The sequence below is a fragment of the Saliphagus infecundisoli genome, from assembly GCF_020177375.1.
Taxonomy (GTDB): domain Archaea; phylum Halobacteriota; class Halobacteria; order Halobacteriales; family Natrialbaceae; genus Saliphagus; species Saliphagus infecundisoli.
Genome location: NZ_JAIWHV010000003.1, coordinates 71,694 through 86,651, shown reverse-complemented (window position 1 = coordinate 86,651; position 14,958 = coordinate 71,694). Strand labels below are relative to the sequence as shown.

Below are 14,958 nucleotides of genomic sequence, written 5' to 3'. Positions count from 1 at the left end.
CATGCACACGGCAGTCCAACTGTACACGCTGCGCGGGGAGGGGCTCGAGCCCGCCATCTCCCGGGTCGGCGGGGCCGGCTTCGACGGCGTCGAGTTCGCGGGACTCGATGGTCACGCGCCGGCCGAGGTCGCGAAACTGCTCGACCTCCACGACCTCGCGGTCGCCGGCGCCCACGTCTCCATCGACGACCTCGAGTCCGATCCCGAGGGCGTCCTCGAGAGCTACGGCGACCTCGGCTGTGACCGCTTCGTCGTTCCCTCCCACGACCCGGAGGCCTTCGAGAGCCGCGAGGGCGTCGAGGAGGTCGCGAATCGCCTCTCAGCGCTCGCCGACCGCCTCGAGAGCGAGGGCGCGACGGTCCACTACCACAACCACACCTTCGAGTTCGACCGTCTCGAGGGGAAGAGCGCGTTCGACCTGCTCGCGGAGGCGACCGACGACCGGGTCGGTCTCGAGATCGACACCGGGCTCGCGGCCCACGCGGGCGTCGATCCCCTCTCCCTGATCGAACGGTACGCCGACCGCCTCTCGCTCCTTCACCTCACCGACACCCGCGCGGGCTCGCCCGACACCCACCACGTCGAGTACGGCACCGGAGAGGTCGATCTCGACGCCTGCCTCGAGGCGGGCCGTGAAGCGGGTGCGGAGTGGGTCGTCGCCGAACACGGCACCAGCGCGGACCCGCCGGCGACCGTCGATCGGTTCGCCGAGGTGCTGGTCTAACCGCAAGGTTTTCGGTCGGGTCCCGCCACCGTTCGGGCATGAAGAGGACGGTACTCGTTATCGGAGCCCATCCCGACGACGCCGACATCCGCGCCGGCGGCTTCGCCTGTCGCTCGGCGGCGGCGGGCCACGACGTCACCTTCGTCTCGACGACCGACGGGCGCGCGGGCCACCACGAACAGGGCGGGATCGAACTCGTCGAACGCCGGAAAGCCGAGGCTGCCGCGGCGGCCGAGATCGCCGGCATCGACTATCAGGTGCTCGACGCGCCCGACGGTCGGCTCCGGCCGACCCTCGAGCGCCGCGAGCGGCTGATCCGGCTGATCCGCCGGCTGTCGCCCGACCTCGTTCTGACACACCGGCCCAACGACTACCACCCCGACCACCGCTACACCTCACAGCTCGTCCGGGACGCCGCCTACATGGTCACCGTCCCGAACGTCTGTCCGGGGACGCCCGCCCTCGACACCAATCCGGTGTTCGCGTACCTGCTCGACACCTTCGAGCGACCCTATCCCTTCGACCCGGACGTCGCAGTTCGGATCCCCTCCGAGATGGTCGACCGGAAGTACGCGATGCTCGACTGCCACGAGTCCCAGGTGTACGAGTGGCTCCCCTACAACACGGGTCGACTCGGCGAGGTCCCCGACGACCCCGACCGCCGGCGCGCGTGGCTCGAGACCGATCCCCTCGCCTCGCTCGCGGAGATGCGGGAGGCGGCCGATCGCTTCGGGGACCTGCTCTCCGGGGAGGTCGAGTACGCCGAGGCCTTCGAGGTCTCGGAGTACGGCGGCGCCCTCGACGACGACCTCGCTGGGGACCTGTTCGACGGCGCGAACGCCCGTCCGGGAACCGATCGCGACGGCTGACGACTCGGGTCGAATCTGGATCGAGAGATGTGGCAACATGCCCCGGTAAGGGGAGAGCTATTATTCGGTTCCTCGTAGGCTCCGCCGTCCTCAGGATACGTACCGCGGCTGGGGAGCCGTACACTGGGGACCGTATCGTGTGACGACCACCACCTGCCGTGACCGGGAACCTGTCGGCCGTACCGTCGCGGGGCCAAGGACCAGCAATAATCCCCGGCTCCCACACCGTCTTCAGGACGACCAGTGTACGCCATATCATGCCAGATTCTGACGATCGCACGGTCTGGAGGTGCTTTAACTGCGAATACACACACGTAACTGACGAAGAGCCGGACGTCTGTCTCATCTGTCGGGAGCCGATGTAGCCCCGGCAGCGTCCGTCGGGTCGACGACCGAGAGACCGTTAGCCCTCGAGACGGGCCACGATCCGGTCGACGACCGTCTCGACTTCGTCGTCGGCGAGACATCGGGGATTGACCGTGAATCCCCCGTCGTGGAGATCGTCGGCGCCGACGAAGATCCGGGGGTTCTCCCCGCGCAGTCCCGCGACCACGTCGGCAGCCGTGGTCGGCGCTCCCTCCTCGACGGTCGCGACGACCGTCGTCACCGCCTCGGTCTTCTCGCCGCCGGCGAGTTCGACCGAGAGTCCCGCGATCCCCGCAAGGCCGTCGGCGACCCGTTGGGCGCGGTCGTGCCATTCACCGAGGACCGCCTCGTCGTCCTCCGCCTGGAACGCCTCGAGGGCGGCGATCAGGCCGGCGATCTCTTCCTTGCCGACCTTCATCGACCGGCCGATCCCCTGGCGAGGGACGCCGGGGAGGTCGTCGGCTCCGACCAACTCCTCGGGCGGGTCGTATGCCGGGCCCGCGGCATGCATATCGAGGTGCTGGCGGGCGACCGATCGGATCAGATCCCCGCGACCGGCGAGGATGCCCGACGACTGGGGGCCCCGGATCGCCTTCCCGCCGCTGAAGGCGACGAGGTCGGCGCCCTCCTCGATAAACCGCGAGAGGTTCCTCGTGGGGGGCAGTTCGGCCGCGGCGTCGACGATCACCGGGACCCCCTCTTCGTTGGCCAGATCGACGACCTCCGGGAGCGGCGGGCGGGTGAACGGCTTCGCCATGTAGGCGACCGCGACGGTGTCCTCGCCGATCGCGTCTGCGATCTCCCAGAGTTCGGTGTTCTCCGAGCCGGTTCCCAGGTCGTAGTCGCTGCCCCCGACGTCGGTGATCTCGGCGCCCGCGAGACGGAGCGCGTGGTCGTAACCATTCCTATGGCTCCGGGGCATCACGATCTCGTCGGCGACGCCTTCCGTGTCGGGTAGCCGGGCCATCGTCCCGAGGTCGTCGCCCGCGATACAGGCCGCGGCGGCGAGCGTCAGGGCCGAGCTCGCGCCGTCGGTGACGTAACCCGCCTCGGCGCCGGTCGCGTCGGCGATCCGCTCGGAAGCGGCTTGCTGAAGGTCCGAAATGCGGACGAACGCCTCCGCCGCTCGGTTCATGGCTTCGAGGGACTCCTCCCTGATGAGGGTCCCGCCGATCCGGGTCTTCGTCCCGGTCGCGTTGATTACTGGGGGAACGCCCCACTCGTCGTAGATCGTCTCCGACATGGTTATCGTTCGATCACCGGGTTCTCCAGGGTTCCGACGCCCTCGAACTCGACTTCCACCGTGTCGCCGTCGCTGAGTTCGTCGGGTCCGTAGGGGGTACCCGTCGCGATGACGTCGCCCGGCTCCAGGGTGAGCAGCTCGGAGACATCGGCGACGAGTTCGGGGACCGAGAAGATCATGTGCTCGCGGGTGGTCTCCTGGCGGGTCTCGCCGTTGAGCCGGAGTGTGAGGGAGGCGTCTTCCGGAACTTCGTCGGGGGTCGCGACGACCGGCCCCATCGGGAGGGAGGCGTCGAAGGCCTTCCCGCGGACCCAGTTTCGCTCCTCGCCCTGGTCGTCGCGATTCGAGACGTCGTTGACGCAGGTGTAGCCCGCGACCACGTCCATCGCCGCCTCCTCGCTGACGCCCCGACACTGGGCGCCGATGACGATGCCGAACTCGGCCTCGAACTCCACGGAGTCGCGTCCGGGCGGCAACTCGATCGGGTCACCGGGGCCGAGGACGCAGTTGGGCGTCTTCAGGAACAGTTCCGGTCTCTCGGGGCGATCCTCGAAGCCGGACTCCTCGCGGTGGTCCATGTAGCCCCCGGCCTGGCAGATGATCTTCGTGGGCTCGGTCGGGGCGAGGAGGTCGACGTCCTCGCGGTCGTAGGTCCGACCGGTCGTCTCGATGCCGTCGTCGGTCAGGATGCCGGATCGGGTGTAGCCGGTCGGATCGGTGAATCGGGCCGTGCGCATGGGCCAGGATTCGCGCGGGCCGTTAACGTTCTTTCGGTCGGGACGGCCGACTTTCGCCCGTCTTACGCACGGATCGCGCTCCCCGGGAGCGCACTGGTGACCTCGCCGTCGCGGACGACCGCCTCGCCGTCCACGAAGACGTGTTCGATTCCGAGGGGATGGGTCGCGGGCTCCTCGAAGGTCGCCCGGTCGTCGACGACGGCGGGATCGAAGACGACGAGGTCGGCATCGAGTCCGGGCCGGATCAGGCCCTTCGATTCTAGCCCCATCGCGCGGGCCGGGAGGGCGGTCATCTTGAAAACCGCCTCCTCTAGCCCCAGCAGGTCATCCTCGCGGACGTACCGCGAGAGCACGCGGGGGAAAGTGCCATAGACCCGCGGGTGCGGGCGGGCGCCGAAGAGGCCGTCGGTGCCGACGGCGACCCGGTCGCTTCCCATGATCTCCCGGACGTCGTCCTCGGCCAGCCCGTGTGCGATCATCGCGGCCTCCCCCTCTTCGGCGAGGATCGCCTCGCAGAGGACGTCGACCGGGCGCTCACCCCGGTCGGTCGCGACCGCTTCGATCGACCGGCCCTCTTCCTCGGCGAACGCGACGGAGGCGAGGTTCGTCAGCTCGACCGCGTCCCAGCCGGTCTTCCCGGCGACGTTCTCCCAGCCGACGATCCGCCACTCCTCGATGTCCCGTCTGATCTCCTCCCGTTGGTCGGGATCCGAGAGGGTCTCGCGCAGGGCCTCGAAGTCGCTCGAGGGAACCCACGGCGGGAGCAGCGAGGTCAGCATGCTCGAACCCGCAGTATACGGATACTGGTCGGCAGTGATATCGACGCCGCGCTCGCGGGCGCTCTCGACGTGGCCGAGCAGCCGGTCGGCCTTCCCCTGCTGGGCCGCGCCGGTGAGTTTGAAATGCGAAACGTGGAGGGGAACGCCGAGGTCGGCGCCGATATCGACGAACTCGTCCATCGCCTCCCAGATCCACCGCCCTTCACTGCGGATGTGGGCGACGAACGGCCGACCGTAGGGTGCGAGTTCGCCCGCGAGCCGGGAGACTTCCTCGGTATCGGCGTGGACCTGCGGGGTGTAGACGAGTCCGGTCGAAAAGCCGACCGCGCCCGCCTCCAGGCCCTCGCGGACGAGGGAAGCCATCTCCTCGAGTTCGCCCTCGTCCGGCGCGCGGTCGTCCATTCCGAGCACATCGTAGCGGACGGTGCCGTGACCGACGAGGGTCGCGACGTCGGGCGCGAGCCCCGACTCTTCGATCGCCTCCAGGTACTCCCCCATCGACTCCCAGGACCACTCGCCGTCGAGGCGTCCCGCGAGCCCGCTCAGGTACTCCCGGAAGGGGGCCGTTTCGCCATACAGGGGCGCCATCGAGAATCCGTCCTGGCCCAGAATTTCGGTCGTGATCCCCTGGCGGGTCTTGGGCGCGAGCGTCGGATCGGAAAAGAGTTCGAGGTCCGAGTGGGAGTGGGCGTCGATGAACCCGGGCGCGAGGACGCTCCCGTCGGCGTCGATCCGGTTTCCGGCTTCCAGGTCGGGGTCGGGTTCGCGGACGATCCGGTCGATCCGGCCGTCGGCGACGCCGACGGCCCCGCGGAACCAGGGGGCGCCGGTACCGTCGACGATCCGTGCGTTCTCGACTGCGAGATCGAGGCTCATGACGGATGCTACGTTCCGGCCCTCCTAAATCCACCGTCCCCCGACCGAATCCGGGCACGAAGCTATATGTCGGGCGCCGAGCGAACGGGCAGTATGACTCGACACGGGAGTCGCGAGGAGACGGATCCGCCACGGATCGACCTGGGAACCGACGGCGAACTCGGAGACGACCCGGGAGCGAGCGACGAGTGGACGATGCTCGTCGCCGGCGACTACGCCCTCGCCCGCGAGAAGCCCCCGACGGCGGAGACAACGATCTCGCCCGCGATCCGCGGGCGGATCCGTGCGGCAGCGTACTCGATCGTCAACGTCGAGGCGCCGGTCGTCGGCGAGGACGGAGAGCCGGTCCCAAAGAGCGGCCCAACGAAGGAGAACCCGCCGGGAGCGCCCGCCGCGGTCGCCGAGGCGGGGTTCGACGCTGCGACCCTCGCGAACAACCACGTCGGCGACTTCGGTCCCGAGGGGGTCGAATCGACGGTCGAAGCGCTCGAGGCCGAGGGCCTGGAGACGGTCGGCGTCGGCCCCGACTTCGAGCGTGCGTACGAGCCACTCGAAGTCGTCCGCGGCGGGGGATCGGTCGCCGTCGTCAACGTCTGCGAGCGGGAGTTCAACGTCGCGGGGGAGGCGAGCGCGGGCGCGGCCTGGCTCGCCCACCGGCGGGCCCGCGAGGCGATCCGGGACGCGGATCGAGCGCACGAGTCGGTCATCGCGATGGTCCACGCCGGCGTCGAGTACGCTCCCTTCCCCGCGCCCGAACTGCAGGACCTCCTCCGGGAGTTCGTCGATATCGGTGCCGACGTGGTGATCGGCCACCACCCCCACGTCCCGCAGGGGTGGGAACGGTATGGCGGAGGCGCGATCTGTTATAGCCTCGGGAACTTCCTGTTCGACGGCATGGCCGACGCCGAGAACACCGCGTGGGGACTGGTGGCCGAACTCGAGTTCCGAGGGAGCGAGCCGGTCGGGATCGATCTGGTACCGATCGAGACCGTCGAGGGAGTCGTCCACCCCTTCGGCGAGGCCGAGCGACGGGAGTGGAGCCACGACCGGGCCGACCGTCTGGCCTACCTCCGCCGGATCGCCGAAATCGCTGCCGAGAACCCGAGACCGTACTGGCAGGAGGTCGCGATCCGGCTGTTCTACGAGCGGTACTCGAACTGGCTCCACACCGGCTGTGGGCTGAACGTCCCCCGGGCGCGGGCGAACCCCCACGATCCGGCGGCCCAGCGGCCGCTGTGGGACGTCGAGGCCCGCCGCCGGGAGGTCCTCACCCTGCTTACGGTCGTCAGGATGGAGTCCCACCGGTGGCTGATGACCGAGGCGCTAGCCGTGTTGACCGGCGAGACGGAGGACCTCCGGACGCCCGAGATCACCGAGGAAGCCCAGCTACTGCTCTCTCAGGCCGAACGCGAGTAGCTGACCAGCGACCGGACCGTCTCGAGGTCGGCGGCGATCGCCTCCCGGTACGAGCGGTCCTGGGTCACGAACTCGACGTTGGCGTACCCCTCGAAATCGCCGAAGGGATCGAGGACGGCCTCGAGGTCGTAGTACACCTCCGCGAGGGGCGCCCGCTCGCTTCCGCTTCGTTCGTAGGTTCCCTGGAGGTGAAGCTGGTTCGAGATCGATTCCAGAGCCCGGGCCTCCCGCTCGAGTTCGGCGGCGGGGATCGAAAAGCCGGGTTGATAGTTGAGCCCGCAGGACTCGTGGTCGACTGCCTCGATCAGCCGGCGGGCGCCTTCTAAATCGTTCGTCACCGTGTTCGCGTGTTTCTCGACGGTCACCGAGAGGCCGCGGTCGGATGCAGCCTCGGTGACCCGTTCGAGGTCGGCGACGACCTGCTTCCAATGACCCTCGTCGTGGTCGCCGTACTCCTGGCTGCCCGCCCAGACCCGGATCATGTCGGCACCCAACCCCTCGGCAATGGCGAGTTTCTCGCTCAGTTCGTCGTCGAATTCCTCGCTCCCACACCGGAGATAGGAGCCGTACGTCGGGATCTCGAGACCGGCGTCGGCTGCCCGCTCGGCGATCCGTTCGGGGTCGGTATCGGCGACGTGGTCTTTCCCCCAGATCTCGACGCCGTCGTAGCCGACGTCCGCGGCGAGGTCGATCACCTCTTCGACTCCCCGTTCCTTGCCGGAGATCGTACAGAGGCCGACGTTCATCGGTTTCCCCCCTCGACGACGACCGCGTTCCCTCGTTCGCTCGACTCGTAGATCGCCTCGATCACCCGCTGGACGGTCAGGGCCTCCTCGACGGTTTCGGCGGGCTCGCGTTCGCCCGCGACGCTCTCGAGGAAGGTCTGGTCCTCCGCGAGGTGCATGTCGCCGGTCTCGACGGCGATCGTCTCGCTTCCGGCGTCGGGGTCGGCATCGACGAGCGTCAGGTCGTCCTCGGTGACGGCGAAGGCCGTGCCGGCCTCGGTCCCCCGGATCACGCAGTCCTGGGACGGTTCCGACGTGCCGTGCCAGGAGGTATCGACGGAGACGGTCCGACCCCCCTCACAGCGCAACAGGGCCGTCGCCGAATCCTCGACGTCGTAGTCGCCGAACTCCGAACGGACCCGTCCACTCACTTCCTCGACTGCGGGGTAGCCCATGACGAAGAGTGCGAGATCGATGACGTGGACGCCGAGATCCATCAGGACGCCGCCGCCGGCGAGATCCGGATTCGTAAACCAGCCCCGTCCGCCGCCGGGGATGCCTCCGCGGCGGAGGTAGTCGACGCTCACGTGTGAGATCGAGCCGAACCGGCCCGACTCGCGGAGGTCGACGACCCGCTCGGTCAACCCCGAGTACCGCATCGTGAAGCCGACGGTACAAAACCCCTCGGAGCGGCGGGCGACCCGCGCGATCCGCTCGGCGCTCTCGACGGAGTGAGCGAGGGGCTTTTCGAGCAGGACGTCGCCGCCGGCCTCAAGGGCGTCGACGGCGACCTCCTCGTGGACCCGGTTCGGGACGCCGACCACGACCGCGTCGACACCCGCCTCGAGCAGCGCCTCGTGGTCCTCGTATGTCGGAGCCTCGAACTCGGCGGCGAAGGCCTCGCGGGCCTCCGGATCGAGGTCGGCGCCGGCGAGGTCGGCCCCCAGGTCGGCCAGGCGCTCGGCGTGGATCCGGCCGATCGTGCCCAGGCCGACGATTCCGATCGTCGTGTCTCCGGTCATCGCTCGCCGAATGTCGGGGCCGGCATAAAAACCTGCGCCATACGGCAGACGTCCGCACGCATCGAACCGACGACCACGACGAGCACCAGCGCCGATCAGGCCGTCTCGAGGAGCGCCTCGTGGTTCTCGGCGACCTTGCGAAACGCCGCGGCGTGCTGGTCGATGACCTCGGGACGGTACTGCTTGAACCAGGGAACGGCGAAACACCGCTCCTGGATCCCTTCGGCCGCGGGGAGGTCGGTGTCGGTCTCGCGGACGTCGCGGGCGGCGTTGGCGATCCGGGTCGGGGTGCCGTGGCCGTAGATATCGGCGTCATCGAGCAGTGGGTGTTCGTGGAGCGCCGAGTTACAGCCCTTCCGACACTGCGAGCCCTCGGCGACGACGGCCTCGGCGAACCGTTCGACCGGCAATCCGTCGAGTTCCTCGGGGACGTAGATCCCCTTCGGGGCGTACCAGCCGCCCATCGTGCTCCCCTCGCTCTCGATCCGGTGGGGTCTGAGTCCGGGGACGTCCTCGAGTCGGTCCCAGAAGCGATGCATCGCCTTCTGTATCTCGGCCATCCGTTCGTCGTAGTACTCTAACTGAACGCGACCGACGGCGGCACTGATCTGGTGCATTCGGTGTTTCTTCCCGCCGAAGGGAAGCCCCGCGTATTTGGCCAGGTCCTCGCTCTCCAGAACCTCGGAGTGTCTGGAGTAGTGGCTGTAGGCGACCGCGCGCTCGTATATCGAGTGGTCGTCGGTGACGAGCATCCCCGCCTCGCCGATGGCGAACGATTTCCGGGCCATCATCGACATCGCGCCGACGTCGCCGATCGTTCCCAGGGCCTCTCCGTTATACTGGCCGCCGTGGGCATGAGAGACGTCCTCGATCACGGGAATATCGTGGTCGCGGGAGATCTCCATGATCGCGTCCATGTCGGCGGGGTGGCCGTAGTTGTGGACGACCACGATCGCCGCGGTGTTTTCCGTGACTCGCTCGGCGACGCTCTCGGGATCGACACAGAGCGTCTCGGGATCGACGTCGGCGAAGACGGGCGTCGCGCCCAGCTCCAGACAGGGAAGCATCGCCGCCCAGTAGGTGATCGTGGGGCCGACGACCTCGTCGCCGACGCCGACGCCGACGCCGTACATCGCGCCCTGCAGCGAGGCGGTCCCGTTGTTGTAGCCCAGCGCGTACTCGGTGCCCTGCCAGTCTGCGTACTCGGCCTCGAATCGTTTGGTGATGTCGGTGTCCGACATCCGCCCCTCTCGGAGCACGGAGAGGGCGGTCTCCTCGTCTTCCTCGGTGATGATCGGCCAGTCGAATATCCCGTCGTCGGCCGCGGTGACCGCCGACGGTCCGTCGTGAATCGCGAGCGTATCGGTCATGTCTGGGTTCGCTGATCTGCCTCGACAACCGCTCTCGAACCGGATATAGGTACCGGTGGGCCCCACCAGTTACCGGTTCGGCCGACGAAGTCGATGCCGCCACGCGGTCGCTCGGGGGGTTCAGTAGTCGACCTCCACTGGCCCGCCGCGCTCGTCGGACTCGTAGGCCGCGAGCACGACCGCGGTCTCCCGCAGACCGTCTTCGGCACCGACCAGCGGCGGCCGGCCCTCCTCGCAGGCCGCGACGAAGTCGGCGAGCAGGGCGTCGTCGGGGATCGAGCCCCAGTAGACGCCGTCGATTCCCTCGCCAGCGCGGGTCCGTTTGATCGTCTGGTCGAAGACGTCCACCGCGATCTCTCCCTCCGTCCCCACGAGGGTCAGCGCCGCGTCGCCCCAGTAGTCCCAGTCGTCGGGCCGGTCCCAGGAGCCGTCGAGGGTGAAGATCCCGCCCCCCGAGAGCTCCATCGAGAGCACGTTGACGTCCTCGACTGCGATCCCCTCGTGCATCGTCCCGAACTCGGCGTGGACCTCCGTGACTTCCTCGCCGGTGATCCGCCGCAGCAGGTTCACGATGTGGACCGTGTGGTCCATCGCCGCGCCACCGCCTGCGTGTTCTTCGTCCGCGGACCACCCCGTCAGATGGCGGTCGCGAAACCATGCCCGGTTGGTGCCGACCGCCGCCTGGAGCTCGCCGATCTCTCCCCTCTCATACGCTTCCCGTGCCCGTCGCGCCGGGACGCTGTGGGCCAGCGGCATCGCGAGTCCGAGGCGGACGCCGGCCTCCTCGCAGGCCGCGACGATCGCGCGGGCGTCGGCCATCGTCGTCGCCAGGGGCTTCTCACAGAGGACGTCCACGCCGGCCGCGGCCGCCGGCTCGACCCACCGGCGGTGGGTCACGTTCGTCGAGGCGACGATCGCCGCGTCGATCCGCTCCAAGAGCGCGTCGGGTTCGTAGAACTCGACGCCGTGCTCGGCGGCGGTCTCTCTCCCCCGTTCTTCGTCGTCGTCGGTCATCCCGACGAACTCCACCTCGTCGCTCGCGGAAAGTCGAGAGGCGAACCCGCCAGTGTGGACGTGGGCCGTCGAGAGCAGCCCCATTCGGAGGGTCATGCGCCCACCTCCGCGGGCGCGACCGGCTCTCCGCGCTCTGCGGACTCGACGGCCGCGAGCGCGACCGCGAGCGAGGCCAGCCCCTCGTCGGCGGTGATCGGGGGCTCCCCGCCTCGCACCGAAGCGACGAACGCCTCGAGTTCGAGCCGGTAGGGATCCTTCTCGAGTGGCTCGTCGATCGGATCCCGGGAGGGCTCGCTCTCGGTCGTCGAACGGACCTCGATCGGCGCGACGTCCTCGCTGTCGAACTCGAGGAGCCCTTCGGGGCCGGCGATCTCGAAGGCGGTTTTGAACGGGAGGTCCGAACGGTTGGGCCAGCGGGCGTCGACGTGGCCGACGGCGCCGCTCTCGAATCGGAGGGTGGCGAGGGCGTACTCGTTCCCGTCCCACCGCTTGCGGCGGGCGAAAACGCGCTCGACCGGCCCGAGAGTCCACCGGAGGAAGTCGACGTCGTGGATCGCGAGATCGAGGAGCGCGCCGCCGCTCTTCTCGTCGTCGTCGAACCACGCCGGTCGCTCCTCGTATGGCGACTGCCGGAGCGTCCGGGCGTTGCCGGGATCGCCGACATCGCCCTCCCGTACTCGGTCGCGGACCGTCGCGTACTCCGGGAAAAAGCGGAGGGTGTGTCCGGGCACGAGGGTGACCCCCGCGTCCTCGGCGGCCTCGACCATCTCGCTTGCATCCCCCATCGTCCGCTCGAGTGGCTTCTCACAGAGGACGTCGATCCCGCGCTCTGCCGCGGGGACCACCAGATCGCGGTGGGTGTGCGTCGGCGTACAGACGTCGATGGCATCGAGATCCTCGGCGTCGTAGAGTGCGAGGGCGTCGTCGTAGGCGGCCGCGTTCTCGGTATAGTCGGTGGCGAACTCGCGGGGTTCGCTCGGCGAGGCGACCCCGACGACTTCGACGTCCTCCATCTCGGCGTAGCGAAGCGCGTGGACCGTCGCCATGAAGCCTCGGCCCAGCAGTCCGATCCGTAGCATCGTCCGGGCCGACGAAGGGCGGCGCGATAAGCGTTGTCTTCATGCACTCTCGATCGTCCGGGCCAGAGCCGCGACCGCCCGCTCGGTCTCCGCCGGCGAGCCCGTGCTAAAGGAGATCCGGAGCCGGTTCTCGCCGCCCTCGTTCGGATAGAACGCGGATCCGGGCATGTAGATCACGCCTGCCGCGGCCGCCGTCGGAAGCATCGCCTCCGCGTCTATCCCGTCGGGCAGGGTCACCCAGACGAAGAAGCCGCCGTCGGGCTCGGTCCATCCGATGTGAGAGGGCATCTCGCCTTCGAGCGCCTCGAGCATGTGGTCCCGGCGCGAGCGGTAGCTCTCACACAGTTTGGCGACGCGCTCCTCGAAGGACTCCTCGGCAAGATACCGCGCGACGGCGCTCCGGACGAAGCTGTTTGCCGCGCCGGCGTGTCTCCGCTCGATCTCCTCGCTCACTGCCTCGGGTGCGATCACCCAGCCGATCCGCACCCCCGGCGCGATCGTCTTCGCGGCGGTTCCGACGTGGATCACCCGGTCGGGACCCGGCCGCTCGCGGTCCATCGCCGCCAGCGGGGGAACGCTCTCGCCGTCGTAGCGCAGGGCGCCGTAGGCGTCGTCCTCGAGGATCGCGAAGTCGTACTCCGTGGCGAGGTCGAGCAGCGCCTCGCGGCGTTTCTCGGGGAGGGTCGTCCCCGTCGGGTTCTGGAACGTCGGGATCGTATAGAGCAGCGTCGGGAGATCCTCTCCCGTGCGTTCGCGCCGCGCGAGGTCGTCGCCGAGGGCCGCGACGTCGAGGCCCTCGCGGTCGAGCGCACAGCCGGCGACCGCGGCGCCGTGGTCGCGAAAGTACGTCACCGCGCTCGGGAACGTCGCCTCCTCGGTGAAAACGACTCGGCCGGGCTCGAGGAAGACGTCCGCGATCGTGTCGATCGCGCGGCTCGCGCCGCCGGTGACGATCAGATCGTCTGCCCCGACCGCGAGCCCCCGCCGGCCGACATGGTCGGCGATCGCTCCTGGGAGCGAGTCGGCGGCCTCGCTCCCGCCGTACTGGAGGGCTTCTGGCTCCTTGCGGAGGATTTCGTTGGTTGCCGCCGCCAGCTCCTCGGTCGGAAACGCGTCGGTAAAGGGGAAGCCGACGCCGAGTTGGACCGCCTCGGGGTGGGTAGCAGAGAGCTCGCGCCAGGCGTCGTAGGGCGAGGCGGGCGAGTCGCGGACGGCGTCGGTACAGAGGCGGTCGATCGCTCCGGGCGGGTCCTCCGGCATTGGCGGATGGTGGGCCGGTCGGTGCTTAAATCATCCGGGGCCGGTGACTACACACTACTCGCCGGGCGGCCCGACCCGCCGGGCGAGCGCGGTCGCCGTCGAGAGCACCCGGTCCTCGACGCTGTGATCGAACTTCGCGGGAAGTTCGGTGAGGTGGACGAACCGGTCGGCCTCGTAGCCTCCCGCGTAGAGGTCGTCGACGGTCGGGATGTACGTCATGTAGTTATTCGAGTAGCCCGCGACCCACAGCGGCCCCGGCAGGCGTTCCTTGAGTGCAAGCGAGTAGCCAACGAGCACCTCGCCGGTCAGCGCGACCATCGTGAGGTCGCCCCCGAAGCCGATCGCCTGGATCGGGTAGGGATGCGTTCGGGGGAGTTCGCCCTGTTCGTCGAGTTCGCCCAGCAGGTGCTCTGCGTGCCGGCGGACGTACCGATCGAGGTCGTCATCGGCGACCCGGGACTCGAGTTCCTCGCGACTCGGCGGGCGCTCGAACTCGAGATCGACTTCCTCCTTGACACACCGAAGCGGTCCGTTGACCGTCCGGCGTTTGGCGATGATGGCACCCCGGACCGCGGTCGCCAGCGACTTGCCGTAGTGTTTCGTCAGCTCGAGCTCGCGCTGGGGATAGGCCTTCTGGTCGCCGCCGGCTCCTTGAACGAAGACGGCGGTCGATTCGGGATACTCCTCTTCGAGTTCGTCCATCGCGTACCCCGCCCAGTCGCCGCTCCACTCCCGGCGAAAGAGCGAGGTCGGGTGGCAGGCGTAGCCGAAGAGGATCGCCCGGACGTCGCCGTCCCCGTTTCCATCGTCGTTCTCGCTTTCGCCCCCCTCGACGCTCTCGGCGACCAGCACCGGCACGTCGTGATCGACCGGCCCGTCGGGGTAGGGCTGGAAGCCGATCCCCTCCTCCAAGGGAATCCGGCGGTTCATCGCCATCCCGCACTTGGCGTGGCTGTACTCGAGGGTCGCCGGCTCGCGGTCCTCGAGGGCCTCGCCGACGACGCCGATCAGGTGCTCGATCAGGAACTTGCGGTACTCTTCGGCCTGGGCTCGCTCCTCCTCGTCGAGGGAGAACACCTCGGTCTTGCGCCGACGGTAGACCGGCCCGCAATGGGTGTGGGAGGCGTTCAGGAGGAGGTGGGTGGGGGGGAGATCGTACTCCTCCTCGCAGGCTGCGGTGACCTCCGCGTGGAGCGGCCGCGAGATCGCGAGCACCTCGCATCCGACCGCGACGAAACGGGTGCCCCGGTCGTCCTCGATCGCGACCGCCCGCGCGTGGAGATCGGAGAGCGTGCCCTCGGCCGGCTCCTCGCGGGCGCCGTAGCCCGCCATCCGCATCGGTTCCTCGGGGGTGATCGTCCGGGTCGCCGTCCCCACGCGCCACTCGCTGTCTTCGACGTCGGTCATGGCGCCACCTCCCCGCGCAGGGACAAAAACGGTCCGGTCGCGGCGGTCCGCGAGGTCGATCGTCCCGATGC

Annotated in this window: 14 protein-coding genes; 4 read left to right on the top strand and 10 right to left on the bottom strand. The window is 69.0% G+C overall.

The genetic code is table 11. The features are described from left to right. Window position 1: 1 nt before the first annotated feature. The 3 genes from LCF40_RS07580 to LCF40_RS23685 all read left to right on the top strand — a co-directional run bounded on the left by LCF40_RS07580 (window position 2) and on the right by LCF40_RS23685 (window position 1,958). Entirely contained in the window at window positions 2–724 is a 723-nt protein-coding gene (locus LCF40_RS07580) for a sugar phosphate isomerase/epimerase family protein (protein WP_224827988.1), read from the top strand. Between the two features lie 38 nt (window positions 725–762). Then, window positions 763–1,593: a PIG-L deacetylase family protein gene (locus LCF40_RS07575; RefSeq protein WP_224827987.1), complete on the top strand. Its 831-nt coding sequence runs from the start codon at window positions 763–765 to the stop codon at window positions 1,591–1,593. Between the two features lie 257 nt (window positions 1,594–1,850). Next, the gene (locus LCF40_RS23685) at window positions 1,851–1,958 is read left to right on the top strand and encodes a rubredoxin-like domain-containing protein (protein WP_380682422.1); all 108 of its coding nucleotides are present in this window, start codon (window positions 1,851–1,853) and stop codon (window positions 1,956–1,958) included. 38 nt (window positions 1,959–1,996) lie between these two features. Here LCF40_RS23685 and LCF40_RS07570 read toward each other — a convergent pair whose 3' ends face one another. From LCF40_RS07570 to LCF40_RS07560, 3 genes are all read right to left on the bottom strand, one after another. After that, a complete protein-coding gene (locus LCF40_RS07570; protein ID WP_224827986.1) occupies window positions 1,997–3,202 on the bottom strand; it encodes an aminotransferase class V-fold PLP-dependent enzyme in 1,206 nt (401 codons plus the stop codon). Window positions 3,203–3,204: 2 nt separating this feature from the next. Beyond that, complete coding sequence (locus LCF40_RS07565) at window positions 3,205–3,939, bottom strand: fumarylacetoacetate hydrolase family protein (protein ID WP_224827985.1); 735 nt, start codon at window positions 3,937–3,939, stop codon at window positions 3,205–3,207. 62 nt (window positions 3,940–4,001) lie between these two features. Beyond that, window positions 4,002–5,594, bottom strand: a complete 1,593-nt coding sequence (locus LCF40_RS07560; RefSeq protein WP_224827984.1) for an N-acyl-D-amino-acid deacylase family protein — start codon at window positions 5,592–5,594, stop codon at window positions 4,002–4,004. Between the two features lie 93 nt (window positions 5,595–5,687). Between LCF40_RS07560 and LCF40_RS07555 the strand changes: the two genes are divergently transcribed. Then, window positions 5,688–7,010, top strand: a complete 1,323-nt coding sequence (locus LCF40_RS07555; protein WP_224827983.1) for a CapA family protein — start codon at window positions 5,688–5,690, stop codon at window positions 7,008–7,010. Here the strand turns inward: LCF40_RS07555 and LCF40_RS07550 are convergent. From LCF40_RS07550 to LCF40_RS07520, 7 genes are all read right to left on the bottom strand, one after another. Further along, complete coding sequence (locus tag LCF40_RS07550) at window positions 6,992–7,756, bottom strand: sugar phosphate isomerase/epimerase family protein (protein ID WP_224827982.1); 765 nt, start codon at window positions 7,754–7,756, stop codon at window positions 6,992–6,994. The genes LCF40_RS07555 and LCF40_RS07550 overlap by 19 nt on opposite strands. After that, complete coding sequence (locus LCF40_RS07545; RefSeq protein ID WP_224827981.1) at window positions 7,753–8,757, bottom strand: Gfo/Idh/MocA family protein; 1,005 nt, start codon at window positions 8,755–8,757, stop codon at window positions 7,753–7,755. Before LCF40_RS07545 ends, LCF40_RS07550 begins: the two co-directional genes overlap by 4 nt. 95 nt (window positions 8,758–8,852) lie before the next feature. Next, window positions 8,853–10,127 (bottom strand): DegT/DnrJ/EryC1/StrS family aminotransferase, encoded by a 1,275-nt coding sequence (locus LCF40_RS07540; protein ID WP_224827980.1) that lies wholly within the window; start codon window positions 10,125–10,127, stop codon window positions 8,853–8,855. Between the two features lie 120 nt (window positions 10,128–10,247). Further along, the gene (locus LCF40_RS07535; protein ID WP_224827979.1) at window positions 10,248–11,237 is read right to left on the bottom strand and encodes a Gfo/Idh/MocA family protein; all 990 of its coding nucleotides are present in this window, start codon (window positions 11,235–11,237) and stop codon (window positions 10,248–10,250) included. Next, window positions 11,234–12,220 carry a Gfo/Idh/MocA family protein gene (locus LCF40_RS07530; protein WP_224827978.1) on the bottom strand — a complete coding sequence of 329 codons (987 nt, stop codon included), beginning with the start codon at window positions 12,218–12,220 and terminating at the stop codon, window positions 11,234–11,236. Before LCF40_RS07530 ends, LCF40_RS07535 begins: the two co-directional genes overlap by 4 nt. 39 nt (window positions 12,221–12,259) lie before the next feature. Next, the gene (locus LCF40_RS07525; protein ID WP_224827977.1) at window positions 12,260–13,480 is read right to left on the bottom strand and encodes an aminotransferase-like domain-containing protein; all 1,221 of its coding nucleotides are present in this window, start codon (window positions 13,478–13,480) and stop codon (window positions 12,260–12,262) included. A 54-nt stretch (window positions 13,481–13,534) separates the two neighbouring features. After that, on the bottom strand, window positions 13,535–14,887 hold the full coding sequence (locus LCF40_RS07520; RefSeq protein WP_224827976.1) for a neutral/alkaline non-lysosomal ceramidase N-terminal domain-containing protein: 1,353 nt from the start codon (window positions 14,885–14,887) through the stop codon (window positions 13,535–13,537). Window positions 14,888–14,958 lie beyond the last annotated feature (71 nt).